Genomic DNA, 14,784 nt, shown 5'->3' on the forward strand with positions numbered 1-14,784 from the left:
ATCCTGCAACTATTTGATTTTCACCTCGTCTGTATGTTCAGTTTCATTTTTTTGCAAGACGACTTTAAGGTAATCCACTAAGGAGATGACATCATGCCAGTACAGATAAAATTAATAGCAGGCTCTATCCTACTCGCAGGAATGATTGGGCTTGCTGGATGCAGCTCGAACAATGAGGCGGGGAATTCAGAATCCCAGGCAACGGCCCCAACAGAAACGGCTGTAACAGCAACCTCTGAGCCGGAAGTTAGTCCATCAAGCACCCCAGCAGAAACTGCACCAGCAGCGACTTCCTCCCCTACGGAGACTGATAAAGATTTAACCAGCTCAAATTCACAAAATAGCGACAAACAGCTTAAAGAGTTACTCGAGCTTGCCAAAAAGGGGAAGGTACCCGGTGTAAAATATGCCGCTCATACCGGACTCATTGATGAGGTCGAAGCGGATTGGGGCAAACCTGATCAACAAGAGTCAGCGGGAAAAGGTATTTATGCTACCTACACTGACAGACATGTCGTGTTTGGATTTAATAAAGGAAGTTTAATCTTCGATGTTCGTTCAAGTGATTCCGCGCTGCAAAAGCTGACGCTGAAGCAAATTGAGGCAACACTCGGCAAGCCAGATGATACCAAAGTGAACGGAGAGGATAAGATTTACACCTATCAAGCCAATGACCAATACCAGCTGAAATTTATTATTCCAAGCTCGACCGGTACAGTAGATCATATATCCGTATTTAGTGAACAGGATTCCTTTAACAATATGGCTGGGTAAGTGGCATGGGTTAGAAGAGGAGAGAGCAATCACGCAGAGGAATCTGTGGGTTGCTCTTTTTGTATGTTCTTTTTTGAGGTGGAGTAGGCCCTGGACGGACTGTTATAATGTAACCAATGAGCGGGTTCGGGGAAAGTGAGGTTCTATCATGCAACTGGAATTAAATGAAAGTGAATATAAAGTGACCGCAGAAGGGATAACGATAGAATTATTCCCAAAAGAATTTACGCTTTTTCAGTTCTTGTACAAAAACAGAGGGCGTACATTCAGTCGGGAACAACTGTTGGATAAAGTATGGCCGCTTGAATATCCGGTAGAGCGAACGGTAGATGATCATATTTATCGGCTTCGTAAAAAGCTAGGCAAGCTACAGGGCCTGGATATTAAGACTGTTCGGGGATTTGGTTATAGTCTGACTATGCAAGAGCCCTCAGCTGCTATGGCTAATCCGACTACATATGACTTAGAGATGCAAAAGACGATGCGGGAAGTATTTAAGAAATATCACCTATATGGCCAAGGTCGCTCGATGTTAATCCTCGCACGCCAACAGGATGTTTTGGGGTATGCGATGGATCCGTTTTATTCGATCTATATTCATTTTGTACAGGGAGATTTGGATTGGCTGCTGAACACAACCGAGGTGGGGATCGAGGAACGGTTTTATTCCTTATTAATCTGTTATGTTCTATTGGGTGATCCTAAGAAAAAACTAGAGTTCTGTGAGTTGGTTCTTGAAAAAAAGATTCTTTTGCCGCCTCAGCATCGCGAAGTGGAGATCCTTAATATTCTGGATTTGTACATACTGGCTGGGCAACCGGAAAAAGCACTGGAACGACTAAAGCTAACATATGAAGTGATTAAAGAGCCGGGGTATGAGAGTTTTATTCCTATAACGGCGACCTCAGAAATGCTTGCACACTTGTGGATGGGAACAGAAGATCACGTAATAGAACGGATGGCAACAGACATTGAAGCGCTTTTGCTGGAGAAACCTTTTTTGCGTGAGATCGGCAGTTACAAAGTTGCAAGGGGCTTGTGGTTTCTACGGCGCCAGTCTTGGCGTGAAGCCGAGCAACTGTTAGATGAGGCACTTCAGGTGCTTGAGATGTCAGGGTTCGTGCCGATGCGGATATATGCATTATACCGAATTGTTCACTATTGTAACCGATTTCCACCCAAGCCAGCTTTGTATCACAAATATATGAATTTATTTGAACGAGAGAAGGAAGAGCGGGGGTTCCATCGGTTAGAACAATCCTTGGATACCGTGCTTACGAACCTTGTGACTGCTCCATGACTGCCCCCTGACTGCCCCATGATAATTCTCTGACAATTCTCCATTACATTAAGGTCATGCTAATAAGTTCTTAATTGTAATTTGGAGGAATGTTTAATGAATGCTTCAACACAAGCAGGCACGAGCCTGCTTAAGAACAAGGTGTATATGCGTGTGTACAGCGCATTTGCGACAGCGACCTTTGGGGATTGGTTCGATGCCTTGGCGATTCAGGTACTCGTAGGGTACCGCTGGCAGGCCAGCCCGCTAATGCTGGCTTTGATTCCGGTCTCCATAGCTTTGCCGGGGATTTTGCTGGGTTCGTTCGCAGGGGTAGTGGCTGACCGACTGAACAAGCTGAAGCTGATGCGGATGTGTGATCTGCTTACGGCATTGTTAACCGTATTCGTATTATTTGCTCCGAGTATGGTGTGGCTACTCCCGTTATTGATGTTGCGTGCTGCCATTTCTACGTTAAACGTGCCTGCTCAGCAGTCGATGACCCGCAGTATGGTTAGAGAAGACCAGCTGCTTCAAGCTACCTCGCTTAATGGGCTTGTAAATCAAGGCTCGAAAATCGCGGGACCTTTACTGGGCGGCTTCGCGTTGTCTGTGCTGACCCCGCAGTGGTGTATTTTGATCAATGCTTGTCTCAGAGGCTGCTCTTATTTGCTCTTACTTACCGTTAAAAACAGTGAGGCAGGACAAGTCAGCTCGGAAGGTAAGGGGGATCAAGAGGAGCGTGTTGCTCTCCGCACCATGTGGAAGGAAGGCTGGAGCTTTATGCTGCGCAGTAGATTGCTTCTAAACAGCATGCTGTTTGGTTTAGTGGGTGCGTTGGCCATTCAGATGATCGATTTTCAATTCACTAGTCTATTCAGAATTATTGCACCTTTTGAGGAATCTATGCTGGGCTGGCTTGTTGCGGCAACGGGTGTGGGGGCTGTATTCATGATCATGGTCCTGAACAAATTGAATAGGGGAACAGGCTACGGCTGGAAGCTGGGTACGGGTTACGCGCTTATTGGTATATCGGTCGGAGGGCTGGGCCTGCTTCAGCCGGGAGTCTCCATCCTTACTGTATTGCTGCTAGGATTTTTATTGGGTCTCGGGAATGGAATGTTTATGATCACGTTCAATTATTGTCTGCAAAAAGAAACGCCCCCGCACATGACAGGGCGTGTGTTCGGTATTCAGAGTACCATCCTTAGCGGTGTTATGATCGGCGCGCCACTCCTCGGCGGAGTGATGGTGCAGGTTGCTGGGCCTAGCCGTATCTTTTTGAATTTTGGCATCGTAATCGCTCTGATTGGTGTGCTGGGCATCACATTCGGGCGTGTACTGTGGCCCGCGCAGAAAGAGAAGAGCGATAGCTCTGCGGAGCAATCTAGGACGGTTGAGGTGATGGAGGGTAGCTAGGAGGTAGCACGCTATCTAGCTAGCTGGACTTCCTAGCGGAACTAGAAAGCTTGAGTGGGAGAGAGAATCTAGCGTGACTTTCTAGCATTTAGTTGCAGAATGTGCAGTTAAATTCCCTTTCAGCGATCGAACTGGGACTTAGTTGTACTTTGTGCAGTTATTATTTGATTTTCTCCCTTTTAGTCTAGGAATGATGATTTTTAGTTGCACAGAATACACTTATTTGCTCAGGAGTTCTCTTTTACCGCTTAATAGTTGTATATAGTGCAATTAAGAGTCTCCTTAGTCATAGTCGCCTTAATATGTGACTTCTCAGTGAGTGATTTCTCAATAAGTGACTTCTCAATAAGTATCTCCTTAATAAGTCACCTCTCAATAAGTTATTACTTTGTGATCTAAAGCAACTGCTGCACGAAACGTTATAAGTTACAATATTACCTAGCCCGATAGGACAGTTTCATGTCCGTAAGGGCTTTTTTAGTGTATGGAGGAGATTGGTTAGAGCATTAGAATTTATAGAGGTAAAGGAGGGGAAAGGATGGTTACTTTTATTTATATGGTGAGGCACGGTGAGTCGCCCAAACTGCCCGGAGGAACTGAAAGGACTCGTGGACTAACTGCGAAAGGGGAGGCAGATGCCCGCAAGATAACGGAAAAATTACGTCTGGAAGGAATTCAAGTCTTCTATTCAAGTCCATACCTTCGGGCTATACATACGATTTCTGGATTGGCGCAGGAGTTAGGAGCAGAGATTCAAAGTGTTGAAGACCTGCGGGAAATCCATTTCTCGGACGGAAGTACGATTATGACTGATCAGGAACTGTATCCATTACTGGCAAAAATGTTTGAAGATCCGGATTTTGTCCCAGTTGGTGGGGAATCCATTCATGCGTGTCAGAAGCGATCAGTTAGTGTACTGGCAGAAATTCTGAGTAATCACAGTGGTCAAAAGGTTGCTATTGGCACTCACGGTGCAGTCATGACGCTTATGATGAACTATTTTGATGCCAAATATGATCTGAATTTTTTACTTCAAACCACAAAGCCGGATATTTATAAAATGGAGTTCACAGGCGGAACGTTAGTGGGTGTGGAGCGGTTATGATTATTGGGGCTGCCTACAGGCACCTCGAGCATCATCAACCTGAGACTTACGGACCCAGATGACATTATTCGCAGATTATTAGCCTTTGGAGCAAGGTTTCGGACTCCAGCGTCGTTATTCCTTAAAAAGAGCACCTTATTGGGTGTTTTTTATACCAATAGCGACTCTGGGGTCCGTTCTCATCCCAAAAGTGGGGAATTGTTGCATATAAGGTCCACGGTGTCCGATAGCGGCTTCACACGCGTAAATACGTACGAGTGAATACGTACGAGAAATACATACATGTAAATGGGTACGTGTAGCTACGTACAGGTAACTACGTACAGGTAAATAAGCGCGTAAACTACGTACACGTAAATACGTACAGATAAATAAGTACGCGTAAACTACGTACACGTAACTATGTACAGGTAAATAAGTACGCATAAATACGTTCGTGTAAATACATGCATGTATAAGTACGCGTAAATGCGTACAAGGTATAAGTACGTGTAATTACGTTCGTGTAAATACATGCATGTATAAGTACAAGTAAATATATACGCAAATATATGTACGCAAAAATATTACCGACTCAAACGAAAATTGGTAAGGGGATTTGAATTAAGTAAGGTCGGCTTGTGAACAGTACTTCCACTATGAAAAATACGGATTTACTAGCCAAGCTGTGTTTAATCATAATGTTGGTCTGGCGTTAGGGCAGGCTCGCTAAGGAGCGGCTTTTCTATTTTCTATGAAGCTATCGATCTATCTATAAGCTATAAAACTATCTACAAGCTATAAAGCATCTACAAGTTATAGAAATGCTTAGTATTCGCAGTCAGTAACTCTTCCGCTTCGCCGGGGGTGTAACCATGGAGCACTCCCCAAGCAGCGGCGACTTCGCGAATCATAGACGGATGGGTGATTTTCCCCGCACAAGGTCCTTCGAACGGCCAAGGACCATCGGTTTCAGCCATGACTAGCTCTGGGGGATAACGGCGGGCAAGCGCCTGAATCTCTGGCTCATACAGGATATCCGGGGTGAAGGAGATATAGTAGCCGTTCTTCATCATGCGGGCAATGGCTTCTTCCGGACCTTTGAACCAGTGGAAGTGGGCACGCTGTATGTTATGTTTCTCCAGGAGATCACAAGCAATAAGCGCATCTTCATAGACAGCATGCAGCACCACAGGTTTATCGAGACGGGCAGCTAACCCAAGCAACTGATCCAGCAGCTCAATATAGGGCCTCATATCAAAGGTTTCGCCACGTTCTAAGGCTTCAGCACGCGAATAGTAAGGTAGCCCGATTTCCCCCACAGCAATATAATCCTCAATAGATTGACTCTCGATCCATTTCAGTAGAGCAGCCAGCTCAGCATCCTGCGGCAAGGGTTGCTCTGGATGAAAGCCATAAGCTGGACGGATCACTCCGGGATTTATGGCTGCAAGTCTTTGGGTGCGTATACAAGAGTCCAAGTTCATAGAGACAGCGATAAGGGCTTTAATTCCCATGTCAGGCAGTTCACTCAGTATCTGTTGGGCAACTTCAGGTTCATATTGCTCTAAATGTATATGGGCATCAATCATAACTGTTCACCCTCCACGTAAGAAGCTAATTCCTCATGAACCTCAAAGCGAATAGAGTCGGGTTCCATTCCATCTTTTCCCGGTTTGTAGGCAAAAGTTAGTGTGCCAATACTCTCCAGAAATCCAATATAAACATTTGTTTCCGCCTTTAGCTTGCCCTCTTCCACTATGTAGTGAGTAACAGCACCAATGCCGGCTTGTTCGCCTAGATTGCCATCTTCGGCACGATCTGGATATCGCAAGGTTACCATGGATGGACTTGAGCCTTTAACTTGAATTTGAATCAGGGCATCTCCTTTATCATTGGAAATCTTTGACGCAACCATTGCGGAGGCAGCTTTATCCGCGGAAGGGACAGTGACTTCTTTCCACTGGTTAGGCTTAATCACGTGAAGCTCCTGCATAGACATGCCTGTACCTGTTCCGAGCCACAGAATAACAACGATTTCTTCCTGCCCATCCTGATCGATGTCGGCATAATGAATCTCAGGAGGGTAGCTTAGGAGTCTGGGTGCTTCCCAATCAAATGTATGCTTGTTACCGTTCACCTCTACAACAAATCCTTCGTAGGTACTGCCATCTTTAAGGGCAGTATACAGCTTCACTTGGTCATTTTCTGTAGCAATAGCAAGAGGTTCGCTGGGTGTTCTGACGGTAGTACTAACATCCCCTGATGTTATTAATACTTCAGTTCCAGCTGCATTCAGCTGCGCAGTGGCACCAGACAGAGAGTTTAAGGAATCGGCTGGAATATATAAAATACCGTTTCGTAGAATAGCTGGTCCTTCAAGCGAGGTTTGATATCCGTCAGCTTGTATATACTCATTGTCCGGCGTCAGAACATAACTGCTGCTTCCGTCAGAGATGGTTAAGGTCTTTAAGTTATTATCCCATTTTTGTTCTGAGGTGTAGTATTCCATTAATACTTTTGCAGGTACATAGACCTTATCATCTAGGGAAAAAGGGGAGAGAGTAGGAAGAACGGCTTCGCCGTCGACGATTAGTTTCAGTGGTGCCGAAGTAGCTTGTGTTTGGTTAATAGCCATTGTTGTATCCATATCTATGGTTGCCGATGCTCCGCATCCGGCCAAAAAGAGCGTGATAGCTCCGATAGCGATGATTTTATTCATAATTACCTCCAGGATAAAGTCCAGTCCCCTTAAGTATAGAATAAAACAGCGCGTTGTAGTTCACTTTCTATTAACAAAGAGAATACAAGCTTGTTACAGTTCGCTAGTTTTTAATAAAATGCAGGCAGCCGCGCAATAAACGACGAGTGTAATAGAAAGAAATGAACAAAAGTAAGGAGAGGCAGAGACCGATTGGAAGGCTGAGAATGTTCGGTAAATCATAATCTGGGAAGGCATTTAGTCCTATCCCTTGAATGCCAACAATACCTAGTACACCACCGATAGGTGCAATGATTGCACAGAGAACACTCCCCACGGCCCAGACACTAAGGATCGGTACACAGAATAAGATGGTGGCTCCTTTGGTGATGTTTTTGAGCACAGTGGCTCCTGACAAATGAGTGCTTTTTTTCATGTAAACTCTCCTTTATGGGTTTAAAAACACAGTTCGGTCAACTTGCGACTTAAGATCCACCGTCAGACTTTTGCTATAGCGGATTTCCCCAATGGTACAACCCGGTCCGACGATGATTTCTTCACCGCACACAAGGTCAGCTGTCGTCCGGTATAACGTTATGTTAGTTCCTTCAATTGTTGAGCAGGTAAGTTTTCGAAAAGGGTGCATCAGCGCATTAATCAACTTGGAAGAGGGTTTAACGATAATGTTACCGCCAGCTCTCATAACCTCGACAGTGCTTCTATTGCCTAAACGGATCTCAATCGATGAATCTGCAGTTAGTCTCTTTATCTTCACAGCACCTTCAGCATAAAAAGTCCCAGCTGCAGCATTTTCTGCTACGGACATGTATCCAGAAGAGCGGAGATTATCTGCTTGGATATTTTGAACGCGCAGACTCCCTAGATTGTTTACCTGATTGGCCTTACAATTCCCCCCAATTGTACAGTCACCAGATACTTTGAGTTTAGAAGTCGAGACGCTCCCTTTGGTACTTAAGTGGCCAAACACATCAACCGTGACCGCATTAATATTCTCTCGAACAAACTGCGAACCTCTTACCTTCAATGGTGGATCGATCATGTCAGTACGTTCATAAGTATTGTTATTATTGGACATTTACAGTACCGTCCTTCGAAATATATTTTAATCATTAAAATATATATTCATTATAATATATAGTCAATATAATAATTTGGGAATTAAACCTAAAAAAACACTGCCGTCAGTTTCCTGACAGACAGTGTTTATAGAAAAGAGTTAGCTGATAAGGAACAAAATGAAGGCTGTTAGTGCATCATTTGTTCCATCAATTTATTTATTTGTTCTAAAGTTCCGGAGATTTTATTCAGATCTGGGGTAGGAAATGCTTCAAATATTGTATGGATACGCTGATCACCTTGTTCTGTGAGGACAATATTCACAACTCTGCGGTCTTCTTTAGTCCGTACCCGTTCAATAAGTCCAGCTTCCTCAAGCTTATCGCACATGGAAGAAGCAGCTCCGGGTGTGACCACGAAGCGTTCAGAGATGTCAGTAATGTTCAAGCTTCCGGTCAGCCGGAGTTGAAACAGCAGCATGATCTGATTGTGAGTCAGGGTTTCCTTTTTAGTGATCATATCAATGAAAAACTGGGATTTCTGCTGCACATTTGCCATAGATTCCATGACCTTATGGATAGCATTTTGTTTCTCTTCCTTTGTGCTCATAACATTGCCTCGCTCCAATTTACTTTAGTTACTAAAATATATAGAAGCTATAATAAGCTTGTCAAGTTGACGGGTTACTGTAGCTTGGTTAGAAAGACTGAATTTAGCGCTGGAACTCTTCTTTTTTATATCTTGTAATGAAATTGGAAATGTATCGTATTAACTGATGAATTTACTTAGCTAAGTGAAAATGTGGTGGGAAAGGAGAGTTCGATTGATGCATGAGCGCGCATTGCTTCATCCTTTTGTAAAAGAGAATATACAGGAAAATGCTGACATAGATGTTTTGTTCACAACGATTTTTGAAACCTACTATAAAAGAATATTCAACTACATCGCTTACCGGGTTAGTTCTCTCCATACGGCTGAGGATCTGACAAGCCTCGTTTTTGAGAAAACGTTGGCGAAACTATCGACCTATTCTCAGGAAAAAGCTCCTTTAGAGGTATGGTTATTCGCCATTGCCAGAAATGTGGTCAATGATTATTACCGGAGTCTTAAAAGAAGAAGTTTCTTTTCGCTGGATGCCGTCAAGGAACTGGTTTCTAGCAGGAAAGATCCAGAAAGCTTGATCCTCCAGGGAGAACGTAGTGGAAGGCTTAACGAAGCCTTGAATACATTGAGCTCAAAGGAGCGGAATATTGTGGCTCTAAAATTTGGTGCTAATCTGAGAAACAAAGAGATTGCCCAAGTTACGGGAATTTCGGAGAGCAATATCGGTGTGATACTCTACCGGACTATGAAAAAGCTGAAGACTGAAATAGGGAGCGTGGAGCAGCTATGAACAGTAAAGACATACAGCAGAAGTTCTCAGCAGATTTTGATGAAAGTATATATGGAGCGGCAAATGATTTAAAGGGTGCTGGGGAGTACAAGGAGCTGCTGGAGCTAGGCAGGGTTCTGGCCCATAAAGATTTCAGCGAGGGTTCTGACAAAACAGCCATTCTGAATAAGGCACGGAGAAAGTATGCCGGCCAAAAGGAGGAGAAAGGATTGCGTACAAAACATAGATTAAGACGTCTTGCTATTATGCTGGCTACTTTGCTAGTGGTTAGCGTATTAAGTGTAACTTTTGTGCAGCCGTCATTTGCGCAGGAGCTGTTAATGAAAGTATTGCAAACGATAAACTTAGGCCACATTGTAGCCCATGAAGTAGAGTTTTCTGCGGATTCCCACGTGATTCCGGATGACTTTAAGGGGAAGATTTTTGATAGCAAAGGAAATGCGCTTGTGACCCTCGGCGCTGCTCAAAAGGCAGGTGATATCTACAATGCTGACGGGGAAAAAATCGTCGGAGTTGAAGACGGCAGACTGGTTACGCAATCTGAGAGGGATCAAGAGAAAGCGGAATTGCTGATCGAGAGGGATTCTAGCAAGCTAAACGAATATACGATTTTTGATGTGGGCTTACCGGCGTATTTACCAGAGGGTTATACCTTTGATCGTGCAGAGTTTTATAAGGATAGCAATGGTGAAGTGATCAACAGTAAATATATTAATTTATATTTTGTTAATGAAGCTACCGATGAGATCATCTCGATGCAGCAGCGGCACGCTGATTCCGAAACGGCTTACGAGATGTCGACGGATGGCACCATCGAAAAAGTGAAGATTAACGGAGCTGATGCTGTATTGGTTAATGGAAAAGGGTTGGACTGGGAAGCCAATGGAGTGTTATACGGTGTAACCTCAGCTAGCTTGGACAAAAATGATTTGATCAAAGTTGCTGAGTCTATCCGCTGACTGATTTTTTAGAAAGATAAGCGGTTACTATTCGAGTGTATACGGGTAAGGGGATGATCCATAAGGATCTCCCCTTTTTCGCTTTATTGAGGGCACATGCAAACAACGATTGGGAGAATATAGCTGTACTTCGTACAACTATATTCCTGCGAAATATCTCTCCAATGAAAATAGCTGTATTTCGTACACTTATTTTAACGATTTACACCATTGTAGGAAGTTTTTCTGCTTTTTAGTTGTATAGAATACACTTAAAATCAGAGTAACCCCTTTTGTATACGGAATAAGTGTACAGAATGCAGTTATCTCATAGATTTCGGCAGGGTCCGGCCAAAACTGAAGACCAGCTTCCACCGCCCATAACTTGCTCAAGCAAAGCTGAAGACTAGCTTCCACCTACGCGTAATCTGCTCAAGCAAAGCCGTGGTCAGCCTCCGCCGACTTCATCTATTCCAATAAGCCGCTGCAGAGTAAACACCAGTCAGCGATTCTCCAATAACCGGAAATCGCTGACTGGTTGTTTTTAAAAATAAATCGAACGATTTATTCTCTATTTTACCAATACATAGTGTAAGACCGAAGGAGGGATTGAGAGGTATGAAACATCCAAATGAATATTCTCAGCTCATTGCGCTTACGCTAGCCGGCAGCCGTGAAGCGTACAGTGAACTATATGAAGCAACGATTCGGGATGTGTATCAGACCGTTCATTTTCTCGTTCGCGAAACCTCCGATGTGGATGATGTTGTTCAGGAGATTTATATTCAGGTGCACCGGTCGCTTGAGCAATTTGATGTCAATCGTCCTTTTAGGCCTTGGCTTATGGGGCTGGTTATGCGGCAAATTCATGCCTATCGAAGAAAGAGATGGACGCATCTCCGAATGGTCAAAAAAGTAGAGCAGACTGATCTAAGGATGGAACCTGATTTCACTAGTGATGTTGTGGACAGGTTAGCTAACCGCCGTCTACTAGCAAGTGTAGACCGTCTTCCATTTAAGCTGAAGCAGGTGATTATTCTGCACTATTTAAATGAATATTCACAGGAAGAAAGTGCCGCGATACTGGGTATCCCTCTGGGGACGGTGAAATCCCGTATTCATGCTGCACTGCATAAGCTTCGTCAGAAGCCAGAAAATCATACTCTTTTTAAGGGAAAGGTGGAGGACCTGCATGAATTTCAATGAAGAGTTACGGACAGTTCTGCAGGAAGAGGCGAGAAATCTAAGTGCCCCACCGGAACTGAAGGAGCAAATACTAAATCAGACCGAGACTAGGTTAGGGGGAAGACGAATGAAAAAATGGCTTGTAGCAAGCCTTTTGGCGGCTGCATTATTAATTCCTACTGGAGCATATGCCGGATATAATTATTTGGCGGATACCCTGTATGGCTCACAAGCAACTGCTGCTACGATTGGAGTAACCCAGCAACAATATGACAGGCTTGAAGCCAAGCTGCAGAGCGCGAAGCAAAGCTTTAACGAAGAGGAATTTACAAGATTGATGTCTTTATTAGAGGAATTGGGAGCTTACAATCTGCAAATGGCCGATGCGGACGGAGTCTTTCACCTGGAACAGTTAAGTGCGAAGGATCAAAAGGCATATAACGATTTACAGGTTGAGCTTAAACCTTATTTCGAGAAAATGAATGAAAATGAAATCCCTCAGGCAAAGGCGGCTGTCGTTGATCGTGATACTTTCTGGAATGGCTTGCTGGAAAAAGCTGAACAGAGGCTTACTAAAGAAGAGTTTGCGGAGATCGAACATTTAATAAATGAGTTGCAAAGCTATGATGCCAAGGTATTTGATGCAGATGGAAGTGTTCATATGGATCGGCTTTCGAAAGAGGAGATACAAAACCAAGAGAAGTTAATTGAAGCGCTCGGCCCTTATATAAATAAGCTGGACATGATGATTAAACCTAGTTCTTAGTTGAATTTAAATGCATGTATTGAATAACAATGGATAGAAGTAGCATTAGAAAAGCCACCAGAAAAGGTCTAATACACCTTGTGTTCTGGTGGTTTTTTACATTCGGCTAATTTGTATTTTATACATCACTAATTGAATAAATTTATAATCAATTGAGTCAAAAAAAGTATTTGACCACTGGAATAATTAGACATATTATTATTTAAATACTATTGATCTATATATGAATCATGATGGCGAAAGGTGGCTTTGATCATGAAGCAGATGACCATTCGTGCAGAACTGGCGGTCTACCTCAAGAAGAATGGAATAACGATTAATCAATTCGCAGAGGTATCTAAAGTAAATTCAGGCACGATTAGCAACATTATGAATGGGAATCGTCCTATAGCCATGCAGCAATTAGATCGGATTACAAAAGGTATGGGATTAGAGGAAGGCTGCTTTTACGATATGTATGTGGAGGAGTGTTTTATACATTCCAATCCCAATTGGAGACGTCTTCGACCTTTTCTATATCGCTGTGCTGAACTAGATAAGCTGGAATGTATAAGTCGGGTGATTGGAATCATGATGGACAGCCTATCTTATACACACCCGTTGTTTGATACAGCAGAAGATTTCTTTGCACAAGGGAAATATGAAGCTGCAGCGTTGTTATACCGGAGTGTGGCGGAGAGTGAGAAGTATCAGCATTCAGAGCGGCTGGCTTTTTGCCAATACAGATTATTTACGATTGCTCTAGGGGGCGATCAGGATGTGAATTTGCGAGCAGCGGTGCAGTTTGAGGGCTTTGTAAATCGGCTTGATGAAGTTGATCAGCTTGACGCACTGAAGGTTCTGGCGAATACATATAGCGCTTTGAGGCATTGGGATAAGGTAATGGTAATGACTAAGGAATTGGGTAAAAAAGCATCCATTCAATATAATTATAATAATGAGCGAGCCAGAAAAAACGGGGTACAGAAGGAACCTGCAATGCCCTTATTTTCATATATTTTATATTCTTATGTGTTACGTTCAGTAGTTTACAGAGAGCTTGGAGATTATGATAGAGCATTGCATTATATCAATCTTTACATGGATATGAGCTGGATTCGTGAGGATACGGAGGAAGCTTTGCAACTTATGGATCAATGTATGGGTTGGGCGCAGGCTAATATTTTTTTGCTGAAAATTTTAAAAGGTGATGCAGCAATGCTTCCGGAATATGTGACCTATATTGAAGATAGAAAAGAAGAGTTTCTTCCAGGACTGTTCAAAATCCTTCAGGCAGCCAATCACTATGATTTTAATGTGGACGATATTCTTCAGCGGTTTGAGCCAGAAATATCAGATTTTAGAGATCAGCAGAGAAATCTTAAATGTTATAATCGACAAATTATCGAAGATAGACACACTTTTTTTATGGCTGAAATAGCATTGTATTATATAAGAAGAGGAAAATATGAGCTTAGTATAAAATATATAATGGATAGTTTAGAGAATTCTGTAAGGATTAATAACGAATCATGTATAATTAAGTGTGTCGGAATGTTTGAGCAGCTTCGGCATATTGCATCTTTAGAAACGCAGAAGGAGTACCAGAATCTGCTTAGAATCAATGAAAAGAAAAATTGCTTTGTTATTGACAGTGCTTAGTAGTGATAGTTTCATAGAAAATATCAGTCAAGAGAGTTCTCAGATTAAATCTGGAATCGCTTTTTTTTGAATTCTAGTAATGCACTTCAATGTAAAATTAAGAATTTGACATATACCTCTAGAATATTTCATTAGGGAGGTAGTGTTAATGAATGATCAGGAAATTATCCAAAAGAGAATAGAGGGTGCTAGAAACAAACTTTATTTGATGGAGAGGCAACATGGAGGGCTTTTGCATCCAAATGTGATCAGACAGTCCATGAGATTAGATGAATTAATTAATCAGTACAATAAAGCAGTACATAGTGATAACGAGAATTGAAGAGAATGGTTAAAACACTCTACATAATGATATTACAACTTCTGATGAAGTATAGAGCCAGCGCTGTGCGCGGGCTTTTTGGCTTGTTGGAGCTTATAAAATAAATCAATGCAACACGCTTGTCATGCCCGTCTGCATATTGCGGCCAAGTCCCTCATAGACATGTACTAATCAATGCATTCAAAACAGGTTAAGGGGATGATGT

At 42.9% G+C, this 14,784-nt stretch carries 15 protein-coding genes; 10 read left to right on the top strand and 5 right to left on the bottom strand.

Going from position 1 to position 14,784, the window contains the following annotated elements:
- Window positions 1-93: 93 nt before the first annotated feature.
- The 4 genes from MKZ09_RS06015 to MKZ09_RS06030 all read left to right on the top strand — a co-directional run bounded on the left by MKZ09_RS06015 (window position 94) and on the right by MKZ09_RS06030 (window position 4,577).
- Window positions 94-774: a YjgB family protein gene (locus MKZ09_RS06015; protein WP_076207725.1), complete on the top strand. Its 681-nt coding sequence runs from the start codon at window positions 94-96 to the stop codon at window positions 772-774.
- A gap of 148 nt (window positions 775-922) precedes the next feature.
- Window positions 923-2,074, top strand: a complete 1,152-nt coding sequence (locus MKZ09_RS06020) for a winged helix-turn-helix domain-containing protein (RefSeq protein ID WP_076207727.1) — start codon at window positions 923-925, stop codon at window positions 2,072-2,074.
- Window positions 2,075-2,170: 96 nt separating this feature from the next.
- On the top strand, window positions 2,171-3,472 hold the full coding sequence (locus MKZ09_RS06025) for an MFS transporter (RefSeq protein WP_076207729.1): 1,302 nt from the start codon (window positions 2,171-2,173) through the stop codon (window positions 3,470-3,472).
- A gap of 538 nt (window positions 3,473-4,010) precedes the next feature.
- Window positions 4,011-4,577 carry a histidine phosphatase family protein gene (locus tag MKZ09_RS06030; RefSeq protein WP_076207732.1) on the top strand — a complete coding sequence of 189 codons (567 nt, stop codon included), beginning with the start codon at window positions 4,011-4,013 and terminating at the stop codon, window positions 4,575-4,577.
- Window positions 4,578-5,365: 788 nt separating this feature from the next.
- Here MKZ09_RS06030 and MKZ09_RS06035 read toward each other — a convergent pair.
- The 5 genes from MKZ09_RS06035 to MKZ09_RS06055 all read right to left on the bottom strand — a co-directional run bounded on the left by MKZ09_RS06035 (window position 5,366) and on the right by MKZ09_RS06055 (window position 8,943).
- Window positions 5,366-6,148: a TatD family hydrolase gene (locus MKZ09_RS06035; RefSeq protein WP_076207734.1), complete on the bottom strand. Its 783-nt coding sequence runs from the start codon at window positions 6,146-6,148 to the stop codon at window positions 5,366-5,368.
- Complete coding sequence (locus tag MKZ09_RS06040; protein WP_076207735.1) at window positions 6,145-7,278, bottom strand: copper amine oxidase N-terminal domain-containing protein; 1,134 nt, start codon at window positions 7,276-7,278, stop codon at window positions 6,145-6,147. Before MKZ09_RS06040 ends, MKZ09_RS06035 begins: the two co-directional genes overlap by 4 nt.
- A gap of 103 nt (window positions 7,279-7,381) precedes the next feature.
- Window positions 7,382-7,693 (bottom strand): hypothetical protein, encoded by a 312-nt coding sequence (locus MKZ09_RS06045; protein WP_076207736.1) that lies wholly within the window; start codon window positions 7,691-7,693, stop codon window positions 7,382-7,384.
- 12 nt (window positions 7,694-7,705) lie between these two features.
- Window positions 7,706-8,353 carry a hypothetical protein gene (locus tag MKZ09_RS06050; protein ID WP_076207737.1) on the bottom strand — a complete coding sequence of 216 codons (648 nt, stop codon included), beginning with the start codon at window positions 8,351-8,353 and terminating at the stop codon, window positions 7,706-7,708.
- 170 nt (window positions 8,354-8,523) lie between these two features.
- The gene (locus MKZ09_RS06055; RefSeq protein WP_076129540.1) at window positions 8,524-8,943 is read right to left on the bottom strand and encodes a MarR family winged helix-turn-helix transcriptional regulator; all 420 of its coding nucleotides are present in this window, start codon (window positions 8,941-8,943) and stop codon (window positions 8,524-8,526) included.
- 217 nt (window positions 8,944-9,160) lie between these two features.
- Between MKZ09_RS06055 and MKZ09_RS06060 the strand changes: the two genes are divergently transcribed.
- From MKZ09_RS06060 to MKZ09_RS06085, 6 genes are all read left to right on the top strand, one after another.
- Window positions 9,161-9,727 (top strand): sigma-70 family RNA polymerase sigma factor, encoded by a 567-nt coding sequence (locus MKZ09_RS06060; RefSeq protein WP_076207738.1) that lies wholly within the window; start codon window positions 9,161-9,163, stop codon window positions 9,725-9,727.
- Window positions 9,724-10,686 (top strand): DUF4367 domain-containing protein, encoded by a 963-nt coding sequence (locus MKZ09_RS06065; protein WP_076207739.1) that lies wholly within the window; start codon window positions 9,724-9,726, stop codon window positions 10,684-10,686. Before MKZ09_RS06060 ends, MKZ09_RS06065 begins: the two co-directional genes overlap by 4 nt.
- A 597-nt stretch (window positions 10,687-11,283) precedes the next feature.
- Window positions 11,284-11,871 carry a sigma-70 family RNA polymerase sigma factor gene (locus tag MKZ09_RS06070; RefSeq protein WP_036686766.1) on the top strand — a complete coding sequence of 196 codons (588 nt, stop codon included), beginning with the start codon at window positions 11,284-11,286 and terminating at the stop codon, window positions 11,869-11,871.
- Complete coding sequence (locus MKZ09_RS06075) at window positions 11,858-12,616, top strand: DUF3600 domain-containing protein (RefSeq protein ID WP_076137670.1); 759 nt, start codon at window positions 11,858-11,860, stop codon at window positions 12,614-12,616. The genes MKZ09_RS06070 and MKZ09_RS06075 overlap by 14 nt, the downstream gene beginning before the upstream one ends.
- A 255-nt stretch (window positions 12,617-12,871) precedes the next feature.
- Window positions 12,872-14,257, top strand: coding sequence for a helix-turn-helix domain-containing protein (locus MKZ09_RS06080; protein WP_076207741.1), 1,386 nt, complete (start codon window positions 12,872-12,874; stop codon window positions 14,255-14,257).
- A gap of 148 nt (window positions 14,258-14,405) precedes the next feature.
- Window positions 14,406-14,579, top strand: a complete 174-nt coding sequence (locus MKZ09_RS06085; RefSeq protein WP_111502786.1) for an aspartyl-phosphate phosphatase Spo0E family protein — start codon at window positions 14,406-14,408, stop codon at window positions 14,577-14,579.
- Window positions 14,580-14,784: the final 205 nt, after the last annotated feature.

Source organism: Paenibacillus sp. FSL R5-0908, from assembly GCF_038006245.1.
Taxonomy (GTDB): Bacteria; Bacillota; Bacilli; order Paenibacillales; family Paenibacillaceae; genus Paenibacillus_AQ; species Paenibacillus_AQ odorifer.